The organism is Desmonostoc muscorum LEGE 12446 (genome assembly GCF_015207005.2).
Classification (GTDB): domain Bacteria; phylum Cyanobacteriota; class Cyanobacteriia; order Cyanobacteriales; family Nostocaceae; genus Nostoc; species Nostoc muscorum.
On sequence record NZ_JADEXS020000001.1, the window covers coordinates 1,919,020 to 1,939,364 of the forward strand.

Below are 20,345 nucleotides of genomic sequence, written 5' to 3' on the forward strand. Positions count from 1 at the left end.
TGGGGCTTCAGAAGCGATCGCCAACACTAAGCTTCCAATGGGTTGATAAGTTACATTGCTACCGCAGATTTAGATGCCTTAGTGAAAGCTACTTCGTCGGTTCAGGTTTAGCTTGTGGAACTTCTGCTTGACGACCGGTGATTTTTTCTAACTGCGATCGCATTTCTCTACCAGTCTCTCGCCCAACAACTACCCTTAAGGAGTCCACACTTTGTTGTTCTTGGCTGGTGTCTTGGGGAGTTGTTGATGTGTAATTAATCTGAATTTCCGACACCTTTTTGTTGGGAGTGAGCAGCAACCCAGCAATTCCAAATAGAAGGGTGTTGAGAACCTTTGCATCTGTATTATTTTTTTCGTCTTCACGATACTCAATTCCACTGACGCTGGTTGCGGTAATCTCTATGGTAAGAGTAGGTTTTTGATCGTTAATAATTTCCAGTTTTTTGCCAGTTTCTTGGTAAATAGTAATACCTGTTTCGTTCACAGTAATCTTGCAAAGTCCTCGGTTTTCTACCTCATTCTTCTTAAAAATACAGTTACCTGTTTTTCCTGAACGATTACCCAAAGATATAGGTGTTTCGTAACCCTGACATTGAGAATTCAGAGGAAAGCGAGAACATAGCTGGTATAGCTTTTCCCCATCCAAAGCAATCGCTGCGGGTACAAATACTGCCTCGACTAGCAGCAAGGGAACACATACGATCGCACCGATTTTTCCTTTTGGCATAGCTTTTAAACGATTAGCGATCGCTTTTTGTGTATGTTTCATGGGTAATTTGCCATTTTTTAAATTCACAACTCAAACCCTCGAACTCGCGCTCATTGCAGTAAGTAACCAGGATCGGCAGGCTATTCGTTATGTCCTGTTAATATACATACGCAGCTTATTTCCGAGATTATGCAAATACATAAGTAGTTTGTGTGATTTTTTTACTTTCAAGTCCACAATCGCCGAAGCGCCATGCAATGGACACTGTTCTGAAAGGCTACAGCTATTTATACATTTCATTCTCCGCATCCCTATATCAAAAGCCCGGTCGTTAAGACCGAGCTTTTAATATGGGGTTATATACCCCGGAGGTTTCGTTATAGAGTTTCAGTATAAATCGCTTGTCTGATAGAGACTACCACCCCTTCATGACCAATTCCGGAAAATTACAAAATTTTTTTAGCTCAAACGAAAAGAAGCCCCACATCTCACCCGAAGGGGAGTGTGGGATGAATTTTTGGGCGGTGACGAGTTGACCCCTAACTAATTCAATCCTACGGATTGAGAGGGCGAGGCGTCGAGGAGGAATCGCCCCTCTCTGTTAACGTAATCGAGTCAATGAATTCTTCAATAATTTGTGTCATGGTCTTATCAACTGCTACAGCGTAGTTACGAAGTTTGTTTAATCTGCGTTCAGATAATCGCAAGTTAAAATATTTCTTCTTCATGTCGTGATATTGTCGTTACGTTGTGATATGCTTGCCTTCTGCTTGTCGGTGACTGAAAGTGTTGAAAGCAATTCTTCTAATACCAATTTAATATGAAGCTGCATAGAATAAAGCTTCCAGGATAAAGTTGTAAGAAGAGACGGAAATTACCTGCTCAAGTGTAAGTTGATCAAATATTTCTTGGATGCGATCGCGTAAAGTTTGTAAAGAAGAGAAAAGCTGATTTTTGAGTGGTTTCTTGAGGAGCTGCCAAAGCCTTTCAATGGGATTGAGTTCAGGGGCTGAAGGTGGCTGAAACAGAGGAATAATAAACTCTTGCCAACGAATCGCTGAACTTGTATGAGCAGGTGCTTGGTCAACCTGTAAAATAGCGTAATCCCCACCTAATTGTTGAGATAGCCAGTCCAAAAACTGTTGAAAACACTCGCCATTCAATTTCGGATACTCGTAATGTTGTGATCGCAAGTCTTTGGTTCAATCGCACCATAAATCCAAAAATTTTCCCGTGGCCATTTCACCTCAACAGTAGGCTTGACTCCAGAGGCAGTAATCACTTTTCCTGTGAGAGTTTTCAGTCCCACCCTCGTTTCATCCTGGCACAAGTAGCGAACACACTTGCCAGGTGCTAGATGTTCTTCTAGACAATTAAGAATGATTCCAAGTTTTTTTTAAATTCAGATACCAATTTCTCGTCTTGCTTATGGCTTTGAGGGCGAGGCACTTTTAGTTTTGCTCCTAATCGATATCGAACCCACGCATAAACCGTTGCATACTCTATATCTTGTCCATGTTCTTGTTTCAACCACTCAACTATTGCACCATAGCTACTAAAGCCTTTTCCTGTTTTTAACTCTTCCTCCAGTGCTGCGATCGCTGCGTCATGAATTTTGCGTTTTGCTCCTGGAGCTTTTTTCATTTCCAGTAATTCATATAGCCCGCCTGCTCTATACTTTTGCAACCACCTTGTTACAGTTGAGGTATCTTTCGCCAAGCGTTTTCCAATTTCTTGCTGCTCCTTAACCTGTCCGCTTTTTATCCACCACAGCATAATAAGTTTTTCTTTCTGGTTTCCTAAGTTAGCTGTTTGTAGACGTTTTTTAAGTTCTTCTTCGCTCTCTGCGATTTCAATCTTAAAAGGGCGGCTCATGGTTATTTTAATTTATCAAGTTTGTTTTCTCTATTATATGCAGCTTCATATAAAATTGGTATAAGAGTATATCCAACATCTGAGCAGCAAATAGCATTATCTAAATCTTTTGGATGCGCTAGATGGTATTGGAACTATGCACTTAATGTTTGCGTTCAACACTATGAAGAAACTGGAAAGTCATTAAAGATGAGTGTATACAAGGGTTTATTGCCTCAATTAAAAGTGGAGTACCCTTGGTTAAAGCAAGATTGCTATTCGTCAGTTTTGCAGTGCGTAGCTATTAATCTAGACAAAGCTTACAAAAACTTTTTTGAAGGAAGGGCTAGGTTTCCCAAATTTAACAGGACTTACGCAACTGGCACAATGCGATCGCTAACAAATAGTACTAAAGTACTATAAAAATGCAGATGAAATGAACTAGAGTACAAATGTAAATTGTTCCTTTTCACACCAAATTTTTGGGCTGCTGCTCAGGCTACTGTAACGAATACTTTTGAATATGAAGTTTACTAAATTAGATTATTGCCAGTATCTACTTAGTAGCCAAATTAATTATACCATTACCAATTTGGCAGAGCATTTAGAGAGTATTAGCCATGATACAATTAACTATTATTTGAAAAGAGAAAAATTAACACCTCGTTTACTATGGGATAACGTGAAAGAGGTAGTTGAGCCTGATGACAATGGTTACATAATATTTGATGATAGCATTTTAGATAAAAGGTATTCTGAAGAAATAGAAATAGTCAGAAGACAATATAGTGGTAATGAGCATGGTGTCCTTAAAGGCATTGGCGTAGTTAGCTGCGTGTATGTCAACCCTACACTTCAAAGATTTTGGGTCATAGATTATCGAATTTTTAATCCTGATGTCGATGGCAAAACCAAGATAGACCATGTGAAAGACATGCTCCAAAGCCTTGTGTATCATAAGCTTTTACCATTTGATACTGTTTTGATGGATACATGGTATGCGGTACACAGTTTAATGCTATATATTGATAGCTTAGACAAAATTTATTATTGCCCTTTAAAAGACAATCGGTTAGTTGATGATACATTTGGTCAAGCAAAATATAAACGTATTGAATTATTAGAATGGAGTCAAGAAGAATTAGATTGTGGTAAGATAATCAAAATTAAAGGGTTCCCAGCTAATAAAAAAGTGAAACTATTCCGGGTTACTGTTTCTACCAACAGAACGGATTATGTCGCAACTAACGATTTATCTCAAAGTTCCACGGATGTTGTACAAGAGGTGTGTAAAATTCGTTGGAAAATCGAGGAGTTTCACAGAGAAATTAAACAATTAACTGGGATTGAATTTTGCCAATGTCGGAAAGCTAGGCTTCAAAGAAATCATATCGCTTGTGCAATGTTAGTTTGGGTTAGGTTAAAGAATTTAGCCTATACAACTGGTCAAACTATTTATCAAATCAAGCATAACTTGCTTTCTAATTATTTAATTCAGCAACTGAAACGCCCAAGTATTCTTATGTGCTTGGTTTGATTTAAATTGTCGCCTGTCAGGGCTGCGCCCTGCCCGCTATTTGTGCCAGTTGCGTAAGTCCTGATTCTATCTAGCACCCCCTAGGGCAATCAAAAGTTTTCTCCTTTAGATTAAGTTTCTGAATTTTTCCAAGACTAGTGTGAACACTGACTGGATACTCAAGCAGTCGCCGCCCTTAAACTCTGGATGCAGGCTTTAAAAATAGCCATGCTACAAAGAACGTCGCCGCTGTGAATAGTTGCGTCAAATCTAAAGCTGATAGATAGCCATCTGCAAATGAAGCAATACTGCGATCTGTAATCCCAAATACCCAAGATGACAAACCAAACAGCCAAATCCCATTCTTGAGATTTCCGACGAATTCCTTAGACTCTGATGGTTTTTGGTCGTTCATAATCTTCTACTCCGTTGGTGAAGAATCTGGTGATTGATGAGAAATACCTGCCTTGAGGAACTTTTTCTGACTCCTGAGGCTAAATTTACACTCATCTATTAATAATATTAATAAATATTTCACCTACTTGACTTCACTCCCCAAAGGTACATGTCCTAATGTTGACATTCTTCCTTTGGTTCTGTCACCTGGGATAGACGGTAATGGGTTGAGTTTCAAGCTTTACAGCATGGGGCTTCAGTGCTGAGATTACACAATCTTTAAACAACTATATAAATATTTATTTATTTTCTAAATAAAGTATTTCTTAAGATAGATGTGTTTCAAACTAAATACGTCGTAGGGGCGCACATCTGTGCGCCCCTACAAAGGTGAACATTGGACTAAAAGCTAGATTTCTGGGTCAGCTAAGCGGGTGGTGGGACGACTTTGATACAAATCCTGAACGACTTGGAGAGCAGAAACTACGGCTACAAGGGTGATGACTGTGACAGGTAACAAACCTTTGCCAAAAATGGCGATCGCCACCAACACAACTGCACCCCCAAGTCGGTACTGGGAACGGATTTGGCAATAACGAATCACCCCAAATCTATGGAGAATACTGACAGCTAGGGAGCATAATGCTACTGAACCGCAGATGAGCCATCGCTGGGAATCCGGTAAGGCTAAAGTTGGTTTACTCAACAAGATTTGTTCTACTCCGACTCCAGCCGCAGCAATCCCAATCACTAGGGGTAAATGAGTGTAAAGCCAGAGATTGACAACACCAACTTTTCCGTGTGCCCGGGCTATCTCAATCGGTTTACCACCCAGATTATCAAAATAGACCCACCACCAACTAAAAGCAATAATTAAACCAAACACGGCGGAAATTACGGTTAAAACATCCCATTTCTGCTGAGAAACACCATTAACCACCGCAATAATTGCTTCGCCCAAAACAATAATCGTAAACAGTCCGAAACGTTCTGGTAAATGCGAAGCGTGGGGGAGTAATCCTAGTTGAAACTTGCGTGCTGTTAAGGGTGTGGCAAAGTCAATAACGATCGCTAATGTCCAGAGTGCGAATCGCCAAGGAATGGGTATAAATACCGAAATTAACCAAAGCAAAGCGGCGATCGCAAAACCAATTGCGTAGCGAGTCGTCAAAGGACGTGCAGAAGGGATGTGTATTCCAGCACGGACGTATTCTATCACCAGCACAGCCCGACCGAGAGCATAGGAAAGGGCAAAACCAGGAGAACTTTCGCCTAAACCGTGGTGTATGTTCACAGCCATTGCTGCTGCTGTCAGCATTTGTACACCAATCAGCAGGCGATGTGCAATATCATCACTATCAAAGCGGTTGGCGTAAAATGTAGTACCAATCCATGACCACCAAACAGGTATAAATAAAACAACAAACCCGAATAATCCTGAAAGTGAGATATCTTCATTGAGATTGTGAGCGAGTTGAGAAACTGCAACTACAAACACCAAATCATAAAAAAGTTCTAGCCAGGTGGCATGTCGTTCTTCTTCAGTTTCTTCACCAATACGTAACCTTGGCGGTTGGATAAAATTTGCCATAGTGCTAAGAGCGAATAGCTAAGGGACTTCCAATAAAAAAACATCCCATCGTAGGGGCGCACAGCTGTGCGCCCCTACAAATGTACAAATAATTTGGGACAATTTATTTTTTGGAAGTCCCTAATAACTATCCGTTACTAATTTTTTCATCCCAAGGAGCAGGTTTTCTGACTTGTTCCCACACAGGACTATACAAGGCTTCATGCAATTCCCGTGCCAGTTCTACCAGCCCCGTATAACCAGCATAGGCATGATGACGTTCATGGTTAATATCCAAAAAAGGAATTTGTGCTTTCAATGCTGTGTATTGATTACCAGCCCCAGCAATCAACACATCAGCTTTTGTATCCTTGAGTACTTGTAGTAATACCTGGGGAGTTCCTTGGGACAAAACAATGCCATCTTGGCCAAGGAATTGCCTAATTTTGGCTTTCTCTTCTTCTGAAGTCTTTCCTTCAGTAGTAGCAATAACTTCCATTCCTAAGTCTTTGGCGGCTAAAATAAGTGACCAAGTTTTTACACCACCAGTAGAAAGAACAATCCGCTTGCCTTTCAACTGAGAACGATAGGGAGCTAAGGCAATATCTAGGGCTGCGGTTTCTTCTGTTATTAATCGTTCTGCACGTTCTTGAAGTTCGCGTGCAGCGAAACTATCCCCAAGAAATTCGCCTAATGTTGCTGCAATATTTCGCAAGCAATGATTAAGGTTTTCCACACCATAGAAAGATTCTTCTATATAGGGAATTCCATAACGTTCTTCCATTGTTTGTGCCATTTGTATTGCTACATTTGAGCAAAGCACTACATTCAATTTGGCACGATGAGCATAGCAAACTTCTTGATAACGAGCATCACCTGTAATTTTGGAGAGAACGCGAATCCCTAATTTCTGTAACAGTGGTAAAACATTCCACGTTTCACCTGCAACGTTATAGTCACCAACAAGATTAATATCGAATGGCGTAGTAAATTCTGGTTCTCCCGTACCTATGACAGAATTCAATAAAGTTTCATTGCCGATGCGGTTACCTAAATTTTTACTCCCAAGGAATCCCGGTGAATCGACATAAATAACTGGAATCCCAACTTTATTTGCAGCCAGTTTACAGATACTATCGATATCATCACCAATCAAAGCAGTGACACAAGTAGCATAGACAAAGATAGCTGGAGGATTATAGCGTTGAGCAATTTCCAGAATGGCTTTGTAAAGCTTCTTTTCACCACCAAAAACCACATTACTCTCACCAAAGTCAGTAGTAAAAGCAGTTTGGTATAGTTGAGAGCCTGATGAAAGGCTACCATGAGTTGCCCAAGGGTTATGAGTGCAGGCAACTGGGCCATGTACTAAATGAACAGCATCAGTAATTGCTCCCACAGAAACCATTGCCCCATCAAAAGGACAATTCCCTTGGGTTGCACCTGGTTGTGGTAAGTTTTTGCAAGATAGTTTTTTCTTGTCATCCGATTTTTTTCGGTTATGTTTGCAGGCTGTCTCGTTAACTAGTTCGTTGATTGTTACTTGACTATTTTTCATGTCTTTCCTCGCGCTGGAGATGAATACAAAAAAGGTAAAGTGATGTATCAGACAGTGTGACCAAAAGAGTGCAGAGATACCGCAGGGTAGGGCATTGAGAGTGGGTGCAGACAAGGGTTAACCCTTGTCTGTACAGGAGTTAGCAGTTATTATTCTCCCCATTTCCCCATCTCCCTACTCCCCCAAAGTGAAAGTTACAGTAAGATGTGCAGACTAGTATGAATACTTTTTGCTTTTTGCCTTCTTCAAAGAGTGACAAAAAACCGTGACTGAACGATTAGCACTTTCAGGTGAAACAGCCAACTCCCCTCACATATCCCGTTTCCGAAGAAAGACCTGTTAATGCTTTTGCTATTTCTAGCTTCTTTAATGTCAGCATAACATATAGATTATCAAATAATTTGCTTTTTTAATTATTTGCTATACAAATACTTTGTATGCTAAATATTTAACAGATTTGGATAATGTAGCTTAGCTAACATAATAGTAAAATTATATCCGAGAACAGCTGGTTTACTTGAAATATTACACCTGGTATATTTGTGCGATCGCTCAAGAATCCAGATAGGAAAAAAGTTTACAAAATAAAATAACGACTATCTAAACGGTTGTGCATAAATTGCTAAAAATCTACTGAAATATTAAACTTCATCTATTAGCGATCGCCACTGTGTTAAATGTCCTTTGATAACCTCTGCAAACTCCTATCGGAAAAATATCCAGAACCTTTTGCTAGTTGGGTTTTGGGTACACCGCAAACTGATGTCAAAGTTCTGAAAACCGAATTGAGCATTGAACCAATTCGCGCTGATTATGTCACATTTTTACAGCTACAAGGACGCATTCTCCACCTAGAATTTCAAACCAAACTAGAATCTACACCGCCACTACCCTTGCGGATGCTAGATTATTGGGTGCGGTTGTATCGTTTGTATCGCCTACCGATAACGCAAGTTGTCGTGTTATTACTTCCGCCTGCGCCAGAAACGGTAATTGAAACTGCCTTTGAAGTCGAAACTACTCGTCATGAATATCGGGTGATTTGTATGTGGGAAGAAAATCCCGAACCATTCCTGAATGACGCCGCTTTATTACCGCTAGCACCACTGGCAGCAACCACCCAACCCCAAGCCTTGTTACAAGAAGTAGTAACCAAAGTTAATCAACTTGAGCCAAGACAACGACCAGAAATTTCTGCTTACACCCAAATCTTAGCGGGACTAAAATACAATCAGGACTTGATTCGACAACTATTTCGGGAGGGTATGATGCGCGAGTCAGTAATTTATCAAGAAATTCTCAGAGAAGGAGAACAACGAGGAGAACAACGAGGACGGGAACAAGGACGGGAACAAGGACGAAAAGCAGAAGGGCAATTGCTGATTCTCCGTCTGCTGACTCGACGCGTGGGAGAATTACCCCAAGAGGTGCTAGAGCGGATTGAAACTCTCTCCTTAGAACAATTAGAAAATCTTGGTGAAGCTTTGTTGGATTTTCAGGCGATCGCCGATCTAGAAGCCTGGTTTAATACATTACAGTAGCAACTAATTAAATCTAGTCTCTGTGTCAATCGTCAATGTCCTTTGATAACCTCTGCAAACTCCTGTCGGAAAAATATCCAGAACCTTTTGCTAGTTGGGTTTTGGGTACACCGCAAACTGATGTCAAAGTCCTGAAAACCGAATTGAGCATTGAACCAATTCGCGCTGATTATGTCACATTTTTACAGCTACAAGGACGCATTCTTCACCTAGAATTTCAAACCAAACTAGAATCTACACCGCCACTACCCTTGCGGATGCTAGATTATTGGGTGCGGTTGTATCGTTTGTATCGCCTACCGATAACGCAAGTTGTCGTGTTATTACTTCCGCCTGCGCCAGAAACGGTAATTGAAACTGCCTTTGAAGTCGAAACTACTCGTCATGAATATCGGGTGATTTGCATGTGGGAAGAAAATCCCGAACCATTCCTGAATGACGCCGCTTTATTACCGCTAGCACCACTGGCAGCAACCACCCAACCCCAAGCCTTGTTACAAGAAGTAGTAACCAAAGTTAATCAACTTGAGCCAAGACAACGACCAGAAATTTCTGCTTACACCCAAATCTTAGCGGGACTAAAATACAATCAGGACTTGATTCGACAACTATTTCGGGAGGGTATGATGCGCGAGTCAGTAATTTATCAAGAAATTCTCAGAGAAGGAGAACAACGAGGACGGGAAGAAGGACGAAAAGCAGAAGGACAATTGCTGATTCTCCGTCAACTTACTCGACGCGTGGGAGAATTACCCCAAGAGGTGCTAGAGCGGATTGAAACTCTCTCCTTAGAACAATTAGAAAATCTTAGTGAAGCTTTGTTGGATTTTCAGGCGATCGCCGATCTAGAAGCCTGGTTTAATACATTAGAGTAGCAAAACTCTTAGCACTAAACCAGGCAAAGTCAAAGAATTTGGGATTGTTGTTACAAGACAATAATTGCCCACATACTAACACCAAAAGCGATCGCTGCTAAATGTTGCCCAAGAAGCGAACTCAAGGATTGCCGTGCAATTTTTTGCGTTAACAATATCGTTAATAACACTGAGAATATTAAAGTTACACCTTGCAAAAAACTAATCACAGCAGGATGAGCAATCAACATTGGCAGTTGTTCGCCATTCAAACCAAGAGTAGCAAAAGTCACAGGTAAAATCCGTCCGCCTTCACTCAAGCCCAAACGCAGATAATGAGCCAAGTTCGCCCCCAAAACCAATGGTAAATAGCCATAGGCAAGCTCTACAAATGATTTTGGTTTACGGTTAAAGTTGAACAGTTTCAGCAAGCCATAAGCCACCAAGGCAAAAGCCACTGGGATAATTAACACTAGCAGTGATAATCCTAAGTGTTGCCAAAAATTAGTTAAATCTAGTTGTAAGCCTAACCAAGATTGCAACTCTGGCAAACGATGCAGATATACTCCACCTAACAGCAAAAACAACAATGCCACTTCATAGGCGCGGGGTACATGGGTTGTCCACAATTCAATACCAGGGGGACGCAAGTTGAATTCTACGGAACGATGGGGACAGGCTTTGAGACAAGTCATGCACAAAACGCAATCTCTGTTATCTTCTAACTGCGCTGGGTGAGAATACAAAGGACATCCATTTGTTTCCATTCCTTCACCTTTTTGTGGTCCACCTTTATAGCATTGATAGGTGGTACAACTGGCAGAACAAATGCCTTGTTGTGCCCGAAGCTCCGTCATTGAAAGTTTGGCAAATAAACCATTCATGCCACCTATGGGGCAGAGATATCGACACCAAAATCGCCGCTCAAAAATGGCGGAGAAAATCATCGCCCCAGCGGTAATTAATAACAGCAAACATGCACTCAGGTAAGCTGTATTTTCTAAATGCCAGAGTTCTTCCCATAAGAAAATCAGGGTGAACAAACCAAACACAAACCATCCGCCCCACTTCTCAGCTTGCTGTCTGGGCCAGCGCTTCAGTTTTCGAGGCCATAACCATAAAGATAACTTTTGGGTAATTTCTCCGTAAATCATGAAGGGACAAACAGAACACCAGATACGTCCCAAAAAAGGAAAGAGAAATAGAAAGAAAGGCCACCACCAAGCCCAAAATAAATTTAAGACAAAATTGCGATCGCGGGTTTGTGGTCCAATAAATAATACCGCAACAATAATTGCAAAAGCTGTTGCAGTAAAACCATAATTAATGCGGTCTGGCCACCAAGCACTCCGTAAAAATTTGCGTAAATCAGGATAAACATTTAAAAGATTGACTCGAAATCGCTTTTTCTTGGTTTCGGCTGGCCAAAAAATTTCTTCTGTTAATTCACTAGCATTTTCAGCTTGGACGATCGCTCTTTCAACCAGATTTTTTAATTCTTTGAGATTACCAGGGAAATCATAAGACTGTAAGCGGCGCAAAGCTTCTGGGGTGATGTGCGGTTTGGGAATGCCTCTAGCCCGAATGTAGAGACTGGTGTAATATTCCACCTGGGCTTGAATATCAGTTTTCCGCAACCGTAGTGGTGGTACTTTAATAATGTGACCAACAGAGCGATCAATTCTTGGCAGAGTTTTTTCGGAAACAATGAGAATTCTGGCTCTGCTAGGACGAGGTTCGGCTTCTGGTTCTCCTGAACGAGTCACGGGGGTATATGTGCCAGTTTTTAGCAACTGCGTCACAGCAGGTAATAACTCTTGGGGTAAGTCTTGAATATTGTTGAGAACGAGAGTACCTTCTCCGAGCCATTCCAAGAATCCTGGTTTACCGCCGAGGCGACCAAATAAATCTGCACCACTGGTTTGCAAAATACCACAATTCACTTTAATAATTGGTTCTCGCCTTTTGGGAGAACCAAAGTGAATTAAAGCTGCGATGTTGTCTTTTTCTAACCCTGGTTCGCCGAAAATATCCACTGACTTGCGGTCATTAGCGGCTTCTCGAATTTGCTCCCGCAGACGTACAGCATAGCGACTTGTACCGACAATTCCCCGTTGCGCTTTGGTGACTAAATATGGTCGCAAAGCTACGGAACGTTCTTGTTCATAGCCAAGTGCAGACGTGGCTTGAGCTAATTCTTGAGCCAATTGGCGGGAAAAAGCCTGAGCAATTTCCGGGTATTGGCTGACTAATTCCCGAAATTTTTCAGCGGGTACAACCCACAAGTGACATTCTGTGAGGGTAACAATTGTGAATGTGGCTAACTCATCTAATACCAACTCTTGGAGGTGAATCACTTCTCCGGGAAGGAATCCACGAACTAAAGCTGAGTTCCTGTGATCGGTATTGTCGCATTCAAGTTGACCATCTTTGAGAATGTAAAGTGCTTCTGGGGAAGTACCTTCTTCAACAAGGTTTACTTGTGCTGGTACAACTTGTTCTTCCATAACTTGGGCGATCGCATTTAACACCTCAGGTGAGAGAATTCCTAAAGTCGTGCGCTCTTGTAGCCATGTAACCGTTGGAGATGTCATATTCGGTTCTCCGTGCAGGTTGTCGTATTAAGGGAATTATCCCTTGAAACCTGGGTCAAGAATTCAAAATTCTCAATTCAGAATTCACAATCAAGTTCAGACCTGCCTACACTTTACCTTTTCCCTTAAATTCTGTAGTAAGTTCCAAGACTTTTTTTCATTCTCAGAAATAAATAGAGGAAGCCAGTACACTGCTTTTTCTATCAATCTATTAGTATCATCATTCAAATCTTCAATCAATCTTACTACTGATTTAAATCCCAGCTTCGGAATTGCAAATTCTAACCAGAGCTTAATAGATTGAGCATTAGATTTTAAAATTCCATCTTTGAACAATTCTGTTACATAATTTTTTGTGTGCAAAACCTTCTTGGCCATTGCAATAGTAATTTGACTTTTGTGTTCAACCATGCTCTTAATAATTACATATGCTTCAACTTCAGGTATTGACTTCAAATACTCCAAAATTACCTTTTCTTCATTAGAAGATAAGGATTTATAAATGCTGGTGTGTATTAACTGTTGAATATTATCATTCATAAGTTATTGTAAAAAATCATACGGTATGAAAAGGTCTAATGGCAAACCTGCGTTACCTGCTGAATTAGCTGATGGTTTGTAGTGTCCAGAAATATTATTCCAGTACTTAATTTGACCTTTATTGTTTTTATTGTGTCCAAAGGGGATTTGACCTGCAAAATCAACGTTGTTACCTCTTGCAATATCAATATGACCTCCCAAAGCAAATTTTTGCCTTGCTATATATATCTTGCCTCCCTGTACTACAAAATTGTACTCACCATTAGGTGTAAACACTTTTTTGTCAGGTGTTTGATATCTCCACTTTTTGCCATCAAAGAAAAGCTCGTTACGTTGAATATAATTAAGAATATCTTCGGGATATAGATTCGGAAAATATCCCGATGCTGAACTCCCTGCGGATGGCAGCCCTGAATCAATAGTATGCCAAGGGCTAGGAAATAGTGGAGGATATTTTGTTAAATAAGAAAGTCTAAGTTGCACATCTGATGAACTAATTTTGACAATCGATTCAGGAAAATTATGGCATTATATCTAGACTCGGCGATCGCATCGGAAGCTGAAATAGTCAAGCATTGGGGTTGGGTAAAGGGTATTACAACTAATCCCACGCTTTTAGCTCAAAGTGATACCCCACCAGAAACTACGCTAAAAAAATTAGTTACCTTGACAAACGGGCCGTTATACTATCAACTGATGGCATCTGATAAAGCGGGAATGTTGGCTGAAGGTAGAAAAGCTTTCGAGATTATTGGTTCGCAAACAATTTTGAAGATTCCCGCAACACCGTTAGGGTTTGAAGTAGTAGCAAGTTTGTCCTCAGAAATCACCTGTTCGGTGACAGCAATTTATAGTGCAGCGCAAGCAGTAGTCGCACGGGAAGCCGGAGCAAAAATCGCTATAGCTTATGTTAATCGCGCTACCAGGTTGTTAGGTGATGGTATTGGCTTAGTCCGGGAGATGGCTAGTGTACTCCAAGGTAGCGACACGGAAATTTTAGCAGCTAGTATTAAATCTCCCCAAGAAGCAGCCGCTTCATTGCAAGCCGGAGCGCATCATTTAACTTTACCATTGGCAATGTTGCAGGCGATCGCTACTCATGAATTATCACAAAAGACTGTTGAAGAATTTGCCGAAAGAGGTATCGGTTTAGAATAATTCAGAATTCAGGAGCGGAGCCGGAGACGCTCCGCCGATCGTCAGAATGGGCTACGCCCGCTGCGCTAACAGAATTAGAATAAGGCTCTAGGTCTAGCTACCAGACCTAGATGGTATACTTCATTAACTTGAAATGTGCTGTAAATATGAGTTTGTCAGATATCCCTAATCTCTGGGTTCCTTTAGTGCTTTTAGGTTTGATTGTCCTAGCTGCTGTATTTTTCAGTCGCAGTAGTTAAGCTAAACATTACAGTGGAGATGTCAGTACAATGTTTGCTGTTGTCACACCAGATACAATCCATTTGCCCCCAGGCGCGGTAGTCCGCCTGCCGGGAAGTTGGCAAGACTATCAAGCACTAAATCAGCAACTAGGCGATCGCTCCTCGCCTCGGATTAAGTATCGAGATGGAGAAATTCTTTTGATGGCACCGCTACCAGAACATGGGCGAAAAGTAAGTGTAGTTGCAGATTTAGTCAAAGTTTTGCTTGATTATCTCCAACGCGAATATGAGTCATTTACCCCAATTACAATGGAATTGCCACAGGAAAGTGGTATAGAACCAGACTACTGTTTTTATATCGAAAACTGGGAAGCAATTGCAGGTAAAAATCGCATCAATTGGGGCGTAGATCCATCACCTGACTTGGTAATTGAGGTAGACATCACCAGCTACACGGATGTTAATGATTACCTGCCTTATCGAGTACCAGAAGTTTGGTTGTTGAGAAAGAACCAGTTGGTGATTTACAGATTGCAAGGCGATCGCTACATTGTTGAAACTAGCAGTCACTATTTCCCAAATATTAATGTATCAGAAGTAATTACAGAGTATTTGCAAATTGCCTACGAGCGAAATACCAGCGCAGCCATTCGCCAATTGCGGCGGAAATTAGCGAGTGAAAATTAGGGACTATCAAGGATAATTGCCCAGAGAATTTTTATCAACGGCGGCTACTTGGTACGATAAAGTACAGGTTTTGCTGTTAAATGGAATGGCTTACTTCATCCTTACCCGTGCTTTAATTTATCATCATGGCAGTGATTCTGCTTTGGCGATCGCAGTCGGTCGAGACTTCAAAGGAAAAGTATCGGTGGTTATTTATGCTGTAGCAATTCCACTTGCTTTTCTAAATTCCTGGCTTGCCTGTGTATTATACATTTTGGTCGCAGTTATGTGGCTCATCCCCGACCGTCGCATTGAGAAGACTTTAACTTCTTAATATTGCCCTGCACCTTTGATGCATCGCCCTGCACCTTTGATGCATCGCCCTGCAACTTAGATGCATCGCCCTGCAACTTAGATGCATCGCCCTGCAACTTAGATGCATCGCCCCGCACCTTTGATGCATCGCCCCGCACCTTTGATGCATCGCCCCGCACCTTTGATGCATCGCCCTGCACCTTAGATGCATCGACCTGCAACTTAGATACAAGTGCAATACCTAAATACAAAAAATATCACAACTGCAAAACCCGTCGCCGCATAATATACGCTACTAATGCCGCCGAAACCAAAGGCATAGCCCATCAACAGCGGTCCTAATGTTTGCCCTAAACCGAAGAATGTCCCGTTCACTGATATGATTGTCGCCAAATATTCTTTTGGTGCTAAATCTGCTAACAGTGTTTGGATACTAGGAAAACCAATGCCAAGACCAATCCCAAAAATTATGCTGGGGATTAATAGTAACCAGAGATTTGGCACAAAAGGAATAATTAACATCGCTAAAGCGTAAAAAACATAGGATGCACTAATTAAATTAGTGGCGGGAAATCTCCTAGTTAATCTGCCTAACTGGGAAGATGCAATAGTAATTGATAGAGAAACACTAGAAAGTAACAATCCAATGATACTAGGTGGCGCTTTAAAGGTATCGTTAAGTAGCTGTGGTAAATAGGTGACATAAGCACCATAAAGGAAAACAAAGTTAGCTGCACTGACAATAAAAAGTCCGAATAATTGGCGATTTTTGAGGACTTTTACCGCATTCCTTAAATATTGTTTTAAATTGCGATCGCCTTGCGGTTCTGGATTCTTGAGTCCCAATAACACCAGCAACCCCAGAGGAATCGCTAATATCGGCAGCATAAAGGGATAATACCAACCTATTGTTGCCAATGTACCACCAATTATGGGATAAGTTGCGGTGCCGACACTGCTGATACTAGCAATGTAACCCATTGCTTCAGTACGTCTATCTCCTATATATAAATCGCCGATTAAGGTGATACTCAAAGAAAGCAAAGGAGCCGCGCCAATTCCTTGTAGCAAACGATGTTCGACATCCAGCGATCGCACTTCCTCCTTAACAGCAACTGCGATCGCTAAAAACTCAGCTAAAAATTGCCAGGGGACGTTTCCAGCAACACCGAAACGTCCCCTGGGTTAAAAGGGATGTCATCGGGGTCAGGTTCCTCCTGGGTCAGATGTTCAAATGATTCTCTTTCTTCCTTGAATCACCCCACGGGCAATTCAAGCTGTTTGGGCATGGCAGCAGCAGCTTCTTGTTCTTTCACCAAGGTGTTAGCAATTTTGGCTAGAAACTTCAGGCGCTCGTTGTATGTAAGGCTACCGCAGTAGTTAATAACCACCTCTGGCAAGTCGAAAAAGGATTCCGAGTCTTCCATGTCCCAGGTATACTCAGGATTTTGCAAACAAATTACCAACAACTCACATGCAGAAAGTAGTTGTGATAAGTTGAGTTGTTCAATGATTGTTTGGTTGTCCATTTATTTCAAAAACCTGACATCAAACTCAACGCCTGGTGAATCTTCCCTTAGGGTTGCTGCATAATGTATGGCATTCCAAAAGGTTTTAAACCGTTTGACAATGGTGGGTTGATGAAGATTCACCTGCAATACAGCCCAAGGTGCTGATCGTGTCATCTCTTACTCCTCAAATACCAAAACAAAATGAGCATCTGGGACTTTTTTACGTAAAAAAATCAGCTGTTGTTCGGCATCAAAACGGTTAAAATACCGTGCAAAAGGTTCAGGCTTACAAGTCTCAGTCGTGCAGACAATTGCCCACGGCTTATGAGTAAGGTTAGATTGCATAAATGAAATTCCTTTTTTTCAAAAAAAACACGACTCGCAACCAAGACCAGTCACGAGTCGTGACTTCCCTATATAAAATCCAAGAAACGTCTGATAAATTTATTGCTGCATAGGCAATTCTCCCTCGGTAACGAATTGATTTTGACCCCAACGGATCTGATTAATTAGCGCTTCAATCAACCCAGTTCTGTCATCTGATGACAATTTGGTGTTGATTGAAAGTGGCGATCGCCACCAAGTTGGTCTTATGGCGATGCCTGCGGCGGGCTGCGCCTACGCGTTGAGCATGACAGGTTTCAAGTTATTCTTTCGGTTCAGTTTTGGGTAGTAGGTCTGGGTAGAGTAACTCAACTTCATCCCAAGCCTGATTGCTCAATGCCTCCAGTGCCACTGCCAAATCGAATGGGTGGTCATAGCAGCCGGCTTGGAGTTGGCAATAGAAAAATTCAATTCTCACAAATAAAGCATTGTTCATAGAATTGCGATCGCTCGTTTAACGTCCTCGTCTGAGACTTCGATATAGCGGGAAAGCACCTTTAAATCGGTGTGACCAGTAATTTTTTTAATAGTTGCTAAATTGATACCCTTGTCCGCCAAATTGGTGATGAAAGTCCGGCGGGTAGAATGGGTTGAGATGCCTTTGGCTGATAATCCAGCTTTTTCAACCGCGCTACGTAAAATATCATCAGCCCATCGCAGAGTAATCGGCCGATCAAAAGTTCGGCAAGGGAATAACCACGGACAATCAAACTCTGGTTTATATGAAAGCAATAGCTCAGCTAAAACTGGATGCACTGGTACTTGTCGATTTTTCCTTTGGGACTTGGGCTTGTCGCCAGTGTTCTTTTTGGGGCTGGCCTTACGTGTTCTAGCCCGAAAATTGATATACTCACGGGCGGTACCATCTTCGTTGTACACATCAGCTACTCGTAGCTTGACAATTGCACCCCACCGCTCACCGGTGTACCATGCTAAATCAAAAAGTAACTTGTATTTGCGGCTTTTAATCTTGTCGCGAATTTTCGAGTAATCCGCATTTGTGAGAATAGCCGCTTGACCTTCTCTATCGTTTTTCATTCGACCTATATTTCTCTTCTTACTTGTTCCGGTTTTACCTTTTGGCATGGTAAAACCGGAACATTTTATTTTTCAGCTATTAGCTAAATTCGACTCTATCCTAATCAGGGTAAGCTTTACACGTCCTCAGTGATTGTTCTTGTTTTACATAAAAGAAGAAGATTTACATAATTTTCGCTACAGCATAAAACGGATTTATTCACTTATTGGAAAAATCTAGTTTTATGGCTGAACCATCACTTACTGCCGTATTTGGAGCTAACGCAACTCAAACATCCACTGACCTAGTTATCAAAAAGTCCGATTTAACATCAGTCGGATTGACTCCCGATGCCAACAACACTGCTGAATCTTTGCTCTTAGGCATTAACTTGAAAGCCCAACAGGCGTTAAGCGAGACTGCACGAGAAACAAACATTGACCAATCCCAATCGGTTGCCCTCACGGACGGATTTAGCCCCAGCATTACTACTCGGAACAATGCTATTTACCTCAGAAATACTATCAGTATTGAGGTTGACAAGGAATTAGAGAACGCTGACGTTATTGACCCAGACGATTACTAAAAAATGCAGACATTAACATTGCAAGATTTATTTGGTGTTAATGCTGTGCAAACTGCTACTGAATTGGTAATCAAGAAAGCCGATTTGGTAGCAGTTGGACTAACTCCCACAGCAACCAACCACGCCGAACAACTACTCGTTGCAATAGTACTAAAAGCACTTGAAAACTTTCAAGGAAAGCTAACAGACCAAAACGGAAATCTTGTTACCGACCAAAATAATACCCCTATCACCTACGACAATCGAAATCTTTGGGAAGTACTAGAGATTTATCAATGGCGTGTAAGCCTCTACTAATTGGCTGGCAGGTTACACCGGACCAGACTATGACTCTGATTTAGCACGTATTGAATCTAAAATTGATGCTCTTTAAATATGAAAGGTTTCACAGCAGGTGATTTAATCGCTCTGGGCGGTTTGATATTGGCAACTGTAACCACTGTCATGGGCGGGGTCTTATGGTATGCCAATGCTGAAAAAAAGAAATATGCAGCTGAAAGAGACTTTGTTCACATCCGCCGAAATCAAGAGCAGATGCAGCAAGGCTTGAACAACTTACTGCATGAACTAGACAGACGTTTTGATGTTGTTGAGCGGGATATTCTGGAAATCAAAGCTTCTTTGAAACTTCCTAAGCGCGATTAACTCATGCTTGATTTTAGCTCAAGAATCAAATTAATTAGCCCATAGTAAAATGCAAAGCCTAAACATAGTATCCCAAAGAGTCGAATTCGTCCCCAAGGATACCCGTACAAATCATCGGAATAGGCTATAAGTGTTGAAGGTACAGATAGCAAGTATTCGCCAAGATTCTCTAACTCTTTTATTAATTTTTCAAGGTTGAGCATGATTAGTAAATTTACACTAGAAAATTATTTTCAGTTACACGATGGAAAAGCAATAGATTTTAGGCTTAGAGTTCAGAAAGACCAAAACAATCAGTATAGCTTCTACATTCATCCCCAAGATGTCGATGGTGAAACTTGGGATTTTAAGGTTATTGGTAATTTCCTAGAATGCACTACATCAACAAGTGAAACTTTGAACAGTCTGTTGGTAGACGCTGAGACACTTTCTAATCTTGATCAGAACGTATTGTTTTTGATGATTAAGCAAGTAGCCACCAAAATCAACGAACTAGAAACCGTAAACACTTCACAAAGAGATCAGCTATTTAAAAGAGTGGAAGCTCTAGAACAGTTTCAGCGTGAGTACGAAACGGCCCAAGAGTACGAACGAGATCGCAGTTAGTCACTAGGGGATTCTGATTAAGCCACCTCAAAATTACAACTTGCTTGGTTTCTAAATTACATTTTTGTAATTTGAACTCAAAGGTAATGAATTTACAATGGAG

At 41.2% G+C, this 20,345-nt stretch carries 28 protein-coding genes; 11 read left to right on the plus strand and 17 right to left on the minus strand.

Features of this window, described 5'->3' with window-relative positions:
* Window positions 1-88: 88 nt before the first annotated feature.
* From IQ276_RS08305 to IQ276_RS08320, 4 genes are all read right to left on the minus strand, one after another.
* Window positions 89-769 (minus strand): hypothetical protein, encoded by a 681-nt coding sequence (locus IQ276_RS08305; protein ID WP_193915067.1) that lies wholly within the window; start codon window positions 767-769, stop codon window positions 89-91.
* A gap of 755 nt (window positions 770-1,524) precedes the next feature.
* Window positions 1,525-1,872, minus strand: coding sequence for a transposase (locus IQ276_RS08310; RefSeq protein WP_235115477.1), 348 nt, complete (start codon window positions 1,870-1,872; stop codon window positions 1,525-1,527).
* Window positions 1,869-2,018 (minus strand): hypothetical protein, encoded by a 150-nt coding sequence (locus tag IQ276_RS08315; RefSeq protein WP_235115476.1) that lies wholly within the window; start codon window positions 2,016-2,018, stop codon window positions 1,869-1,871. The genes IQ276_RS08310 and IQ276_RS08315 overlap by 4 nt, the downstream gene beginning before the upstream one ends.
* A 56-nt stretch (window positions 2,019-2,074) precedes the next feature.
* Window positions 2,075-2,584 (minus strand): helix-turn-helix domain-containing protein, encoded by a 510-nt coding sequence (locus IQ276_RS08320; protein WP_193926101.1) that lies wholly within the window; start codon window positions 2,582-2,584, stop codon window positions 2,075-2,077.
* A 21-nt stretch (window positions 2,585-2,605) separates the two neighbouring features.
* Between IQ276_RS08320 and IQ276_RS41375 the strand changes: the two genes are divergently transcribed.
* On the plus strand, window positions 2,606-2,986 hold the full coding sequence (locus tag IQ276_RS41375) for a helix-turn-helix domain-containing protein (RefSeq protein ID WP_507236626.1): 381 nt from the start codon (window positions 2,606-2,608) through the stop codon (window positions 2,984-2,986).
* 100 nt (window positions 2,987-3,086) lie between these two features.
* Entirely contained in the window at window positions 3,087-4,100 is a 1,014-nt protein-coding gene (locus IQ276_RS08330; RefSeq protein ID WP_193926053.1) for an IS701 family transposase, read from the plus strand.
* Between the two features lie 175 nt (window positions 4,101-4,275).
* On the opposite strand, the gene IQ276_RS08335 is transcribed toward IQ276_RS08330, so the two are convergent.
* From IQ276_RS08335 to nifE, 3 genes are all read right to left on the minus strand, one after another.
* A complete protein-coding gene (locus tag IQ276_RS08335; protein WP_190881559.1) occupies window positions 4,276-4,494 on the minus strand; it encodes a hypothetical protein in 219 nt (72 codons plus the stop codon).
* 390 nt (window positions 4,495-4,884) lie between these two features.
* Complete coding sequence (locus IQ276_RS08340) at window positions 4,885-6,066, minus strand: low temperature requirement protein A (RefSeq protein WP_193914880.1); 1,182 nt, start codon at window positions 6,064-6,066, stop codon at window positions 4,885-4,887.
* A gap of 127 nt (window positions 6,067-6,193) precedes the next feature.
* Window positions 6,194-7,603, minus strand: coding sequence for a nitrogenase iron-molybdenum cofactor biosynthesis protein NifE (gene nifE, locus IQ276_RS08345; protein ID WP_193914879.1), 1,410 nt, complete (start codon window positions 7,601-7,603; stop codon window positions 6,194-6,196).
* 677 nt (window positions 7,604-8,280) lie between these two features.
* Between nifE and IQ276_RS08350 the strand changes: the two genes are divergently transcribed.
* Both IQ276_RS08350 and IQ276_RS08355 read left to right on the plus strand, forming a co-directional pair.
* On the plus strand, window positions 8,281-9,144 hold the full coding sequence (locus tag IQ276_RS08350; protein WP_235115527.1) for a DUF4351 domain-containing protein: 864 nt from the start codon (window positions 8,281-8,283) through the stop codon (window positions 9,142-9,144).
* 35 nt (window positions 9,145-9,179) lie between these two features.
* Window positions 9,180-10,019, plus strand: coding sequence for a DUF4351 domain-containing protein (locus IQ276_RS08355; RefSeq protein WP_193914877.1), 840 nt, complete (start codon window positions 9,180-9,182; stop codon window positions 10,017-10,019).
* Window positions 10,020-10,069: 50 nt separating this feature from the next.
* Here the strand turns inward: IQ276_RS08355 and IQ276_RS08360 are convergent, their stop codons facing one another.
* From IQ276_RS08360 to IQ276_RS08370, 3 genes are all read right to left on the minus strand, one after another.
* A complete protein-coding gene (locus tag IQ276_RS08360) occupies window positions 10,070-12,592 on the minus strand; it encodes a cyclic nucleotide-binding domain-containing protein (protein ID WP_193914875.1) in 2,523 nt (840 codons plus the stop codon).
* Between the two features lie 96 nt (window positions 12,593-12,688).
* On the minus strand, window positions 12,689-13,132 hold the full coding sequence (locus IQ276_RS08365) for a hypothetical protein (RefSeq protein ID WP_193914873.1): 444 nt from the start codon (window positions 13,130-13,132) through the stop codon (window positions 12,689-12,691).
* A 3-nt stretch (window positions 13,133-13,135) separates the two neighbouring features.
* Window positions 13,136-13,615 (minus strand): hypothetical protein, encoded by a 480-nt coding sequence (locus IQ276_RS08370; RefSeq protein ID WP_193914872.1) that lies wholly within the window; start codon window positions 13,613-13,615, stop codon window positions 13,136-13,138.
* 39 nt (window positions 13,616-13,654) lie between these two features.
* Between IQ276_RS08370 and IQ276_RS08375 the strand changes: the two genes are divergently transcribed.
* The 3 genes from IQ276_RS08375 to IQ276_RS08385 all read left to right on the plus strand — a co-directional run bounded on the left by IQ276_RS08375 (window position 13,655) and on the right by IQ276_RS08385 (window position 15,511).
* On the plus strand, window positions 13,655-14,290 hold the full coding sequence (locus tag IQ276_RS08375) for a transaldolase family protein (protein WP_190881564.1): 636 nt from the start codon (window positions 13,655-13,657) through the stop codon (window positions 14,288-14,290).
* Window positions 14,291-14,559: 269 nt separating this feature from the next.
* Window positions 14,560-15,198, plus strand: a complete 639-nt coding sequence (locus IQ276_RS08380) for a Uma2 family endonuclease (RefSeq protein ID WP_193914869.1) — start codon at window positions 14,560-14,562, stop codon at window positions 15,196-15,198.
* Window positions 15,199-15,214: 16 nt separating this feature from the next.
* Complete coding sequence (locus IQ276_RS08385; RefSeq protein WP_228042900.1) at window positions 15,215-15,511, plus strand: hypothetical protein; 297 nt, start codon at window positions 15,215-15,217, stop codon at window positions 15,509-15,511.
* Here IQ276_RS08385 and IQ276_RS08390 read toward each other — a convergent pair.
* The 7 genes from IQ276_RS08390 to IQ276_RS08420 form a co-directional block, all read right to left on the minus strand.
* Window positions 15,471-15,692, minus strand: a complete 222-nt coding sequence (locus IQ276_RS08390; protein WP_193914867.1) for a hypothetical protein — start codon at window positions 15,690-15,692, stop codon at window positions 15,471-15,473. The two genes, IQ276_RS08385 and IQ276_RS08390, sit on opposite strands and share 41 nt — an antisense overlap.
* Before the next feature lie 22 nt (window positions 15,693-15,714).
* Entirely contained in the window at window positions 15,715-16,590 is an 876-nt protein-coding gene (locus IQ276_RS08395) for an MFS transporter (RefSeq protein ID WP_235115528.1), read from the minus strand.
* A 158-nt stretch (window positions 16,591-16,748) separates the two neighbouring features.
* Window positions 16,749-17,021, minus strand: a complete 273-nt coding sequence (locus IQ276_RS08400; RefSeq protein WP_193914865.1) for a hypothetical protein — start codon at window positions 17,019-17,021, stop codon at window positions 16,749-16,751.
* The gene (locus IQ276_RS08405; protein WP_193914863.1) at window positions 17,022-17,177 is read right to left on the minus strand and encodes a hypothetical protein; all 156 of its coding nucleotides are present in this window, start codon (window positions 17,175-17,177) and stop codon (window positions 17,022-17,024) included.
* A 3-nt stretch (window positions 17,178-17,180) separates the two neighbouring features.
* Window positions 17,181-17,348 (minus strand): hypothetical protein, encoded by a 168-nt coding sequence (locus tag IQ276_RS08410; protein ID WP_193914860.1) that lies wholly within the window; start codon window positions 17,346-17,348, stop codon window positions 17,181-17,183.
* A 301-nt stretch (window positions 17,349-17,649) separates the two neighbouring features.
* Entirely contained in the window at window positions 17,650-17,823 is a 174-nt protein-coding gene (locus IQ276_RS08415; RefSeq protein WP_193914858.1) for a hypothetical protein, read from the minus strand.
* Window positions 17,820-18,425 (minus strand): tyrosine-type recombinase/integrase, encoded by a 606-nt coding sequence (locus IQ276_RS08420; RefSeq protein WP_193914856.1) that lies wholly within the window; start codon window positions 18,423-18,425, stop codon window positions 17,820-17,822. Before IQ276_RS08420 ends, IQ276_RS08415 begins: the two co-directional genes overlap by 4 nt.
* A 224-nt stretch (window positions 18,426-18,649) precedes the next feature.
* Between IQ276_RS08420 and IQ276_RS08425 the strand changes: the two genes are divergently transcribed.
* The 4 genes from IQ276_RS08425 (at window position 18,650) to IQ276_RS08440 (ending at window position 20,242) form a co-directional block, all read left to right on the plus strand.
* Window positions 18,650-18,991 carry a hypothetical protein gene (locus IQ276_RS08425; RefSeq protein ID WP_193914854.1) on the plus strand — a complete coding sequence of 114 codons (342 nt, stop codon included), beginning with the start codon at window positions 18,650-18,652 and terminating at the stop codon, window positions 18,989-18,991.
* Window positions 18,992-18,994: 3 nt separating this feature from the next.
* On the plus strand, window positions 18,995-19,288 hold the full coding sequence (locus tag IQ276_RS08430) for a hypothetical protein (protein ID WP_193914852.1): 294 nt from the start codon (window positions 18,995-18,997) through the stop codon (window positions 19,286-19,288).
* A 78-nt stretch (window positions 19,289-19,366) separates the two neighbouring features.
* The gene (locus IQ276_RS08435; protein WP_193914850.1) at window positions 19,367-19,636 is read left to right on the plus strand and encodes a hypothetical protein; all 270 of its coding nucleotides are present in this window, start codon (window positions 19,367-19,369) and stop codon (window positions 19,634-19,636) included.
* A gap of 201 nt (window positions 19,637-19,837) precedes the next feature.
* Complete coding sequence (locus tag IQ276_RS08440) at window positions 19,838-20,242, plus strand: hypothetical protein (RefSeq protein ID WP_193914848.1); 405 nt, start codon at window positions 19,838-19,840, stop codon at window positions 20,240-20,242.
* The last annotated feature ends 103 nt before the right edge of the window (window positions 20,243-20,345 follow it).

Coding starts and splice junctions, on each gene's coding strand:
- IQ276_RS08360 (WP_193914875.1), bottom strand. CDS start 12,592: ATGACATCTCCAACGGTTACATGGCTACAAGAGCGCACGACTTTAGGA.
- IQ276_RS08355 (WP_193914877.1), top strand. CDS start 9,180: ATGTCCTTTGATAACCTCTGCAAACTCCTGTCGGAAAAATATCCAGAA.
- IQ276_RS08330 (WP_193926053.1), top strand. CDS start 3,087: ATGAAGTTTACTAAATTAGATTATTGCCAGTATCTACTTAGTAGCCAA.
- IQ276_RS08430 (WP_193914852.1), top strand. CDS start 18,995: ATGCAGACATTAACATTGCAAGATTTATTTGGTGTTAATGCTGTGCAA.
- IQ276_RS08350 (WP_235115527.1), top strand. CDS start 8,281: ATGTCCTTTGATAACCTCTGCAAACTCCTATCGGAAAAATATCCAGAA.
- IQ276_RS08415 (WP_193914858.1), bottom strand. CDS start 17,823: ATGAACAATGCTTTATTTGTGAGAATTGAATTTTTCTATTGCCAACTC.
- IQ276_RS08335 (WP_190881559.1), bottom strand. CDS start 4,494: ATGAACGACCAAAAACCATCAGAGTCTAAGGAATTCGTCGGAAATCTC.
- IQ276_RS08400 (WP_193914865.1), bottom strand. CDS start 17,021: ATGGACAACCAAACAATCATTGAACAACTCAACTTATCACAACTACTT.
- IQ276_RS08380 (WP_193914869.1), top strand. CDS start 14,560: ATGTTTGCTGTTGTCACACCAGATACAATCCATTTGCCCCCAGGCGCG.
- IQ276_RS08375 (WP_190881564.1), top strand. CDS start 13,655: ATGGCATTATATCTAGACTCGGCGATCGCATCGGAAGCTGAAATAGTC.
- IQ276_RS08440 (WP_193914848.1), top strand. CDS start 19,838: ATGATTAGTAAATTTACACTAGAAAATTATTTTCAGTTACACGATGGA.
- IQ276_RS08435 (WP_193914850.1), top strand. CDS start 19,367: ATGAAAGGTTTCACAGCAGGTGATTTAATCGCTCTGGGCGGTTTGATA.
- IQ276_RS08425 (WP_193914854.1), top strand. CDS start 18,650: ATGGCTGAACCATCACTTACTGCCGTATTTGGAGCTAACGCAACTCAA.
- nifE (WP_193914879.1), bottom strand. CDS start 7,603: ATGAAAAATAGTCAAGTAACAATCAACGAACTAGTTAACGAGACAGCC.
- IQ276_RS08320 (WP_193926101.1), bottom strand. CDS start 2,584: ATGAGCCGCCCTTTTAAGATTGAAATCGCAGAGAGCGAAGAAGAACTT.
- IQ276_RS08305 (WP_193915067.1), bottom strand. CDS start 769: ATGAAACATACACAAAAAGCGATCGCTAATCGTTTAAAAGCTATGCCA.
- IQ276_RS08405 (WP_193914863.1), bottom strand. CDS start 17,177: ATGACACGATCAGCACCTTGGGCTGTATTGCAGGTGAATCTTCATCAA.
- IQ276_RS08420 (WP_193914856.1), bottom strand. CDS start 18,425: ATGAAAAACGATAGAGAAGGTCAAGCGGCTATTCTCACAAATGCGGAT.
- IQ276_RS08365 (WP_193914873.1), bottom strand. CDS start 13,132: ATGAATGATAATATTCAACAGTTAATACACACCAGCATTTATAAATCC.
- IQ276_RS08340 (WP_193914880.1), bottom strand. CDS start 6,066: ATGGCAAATTTTATCCAACCGCCAAGGTTACGTATTGGTGAAGAAACT.
- IQ276_RS08410 (WP_193914860.1), bottom strand. CDS start 17,348: ATGCAATCTAACCTTACTCATAAGCCGTGGGCAATTGTCTGCACGACT.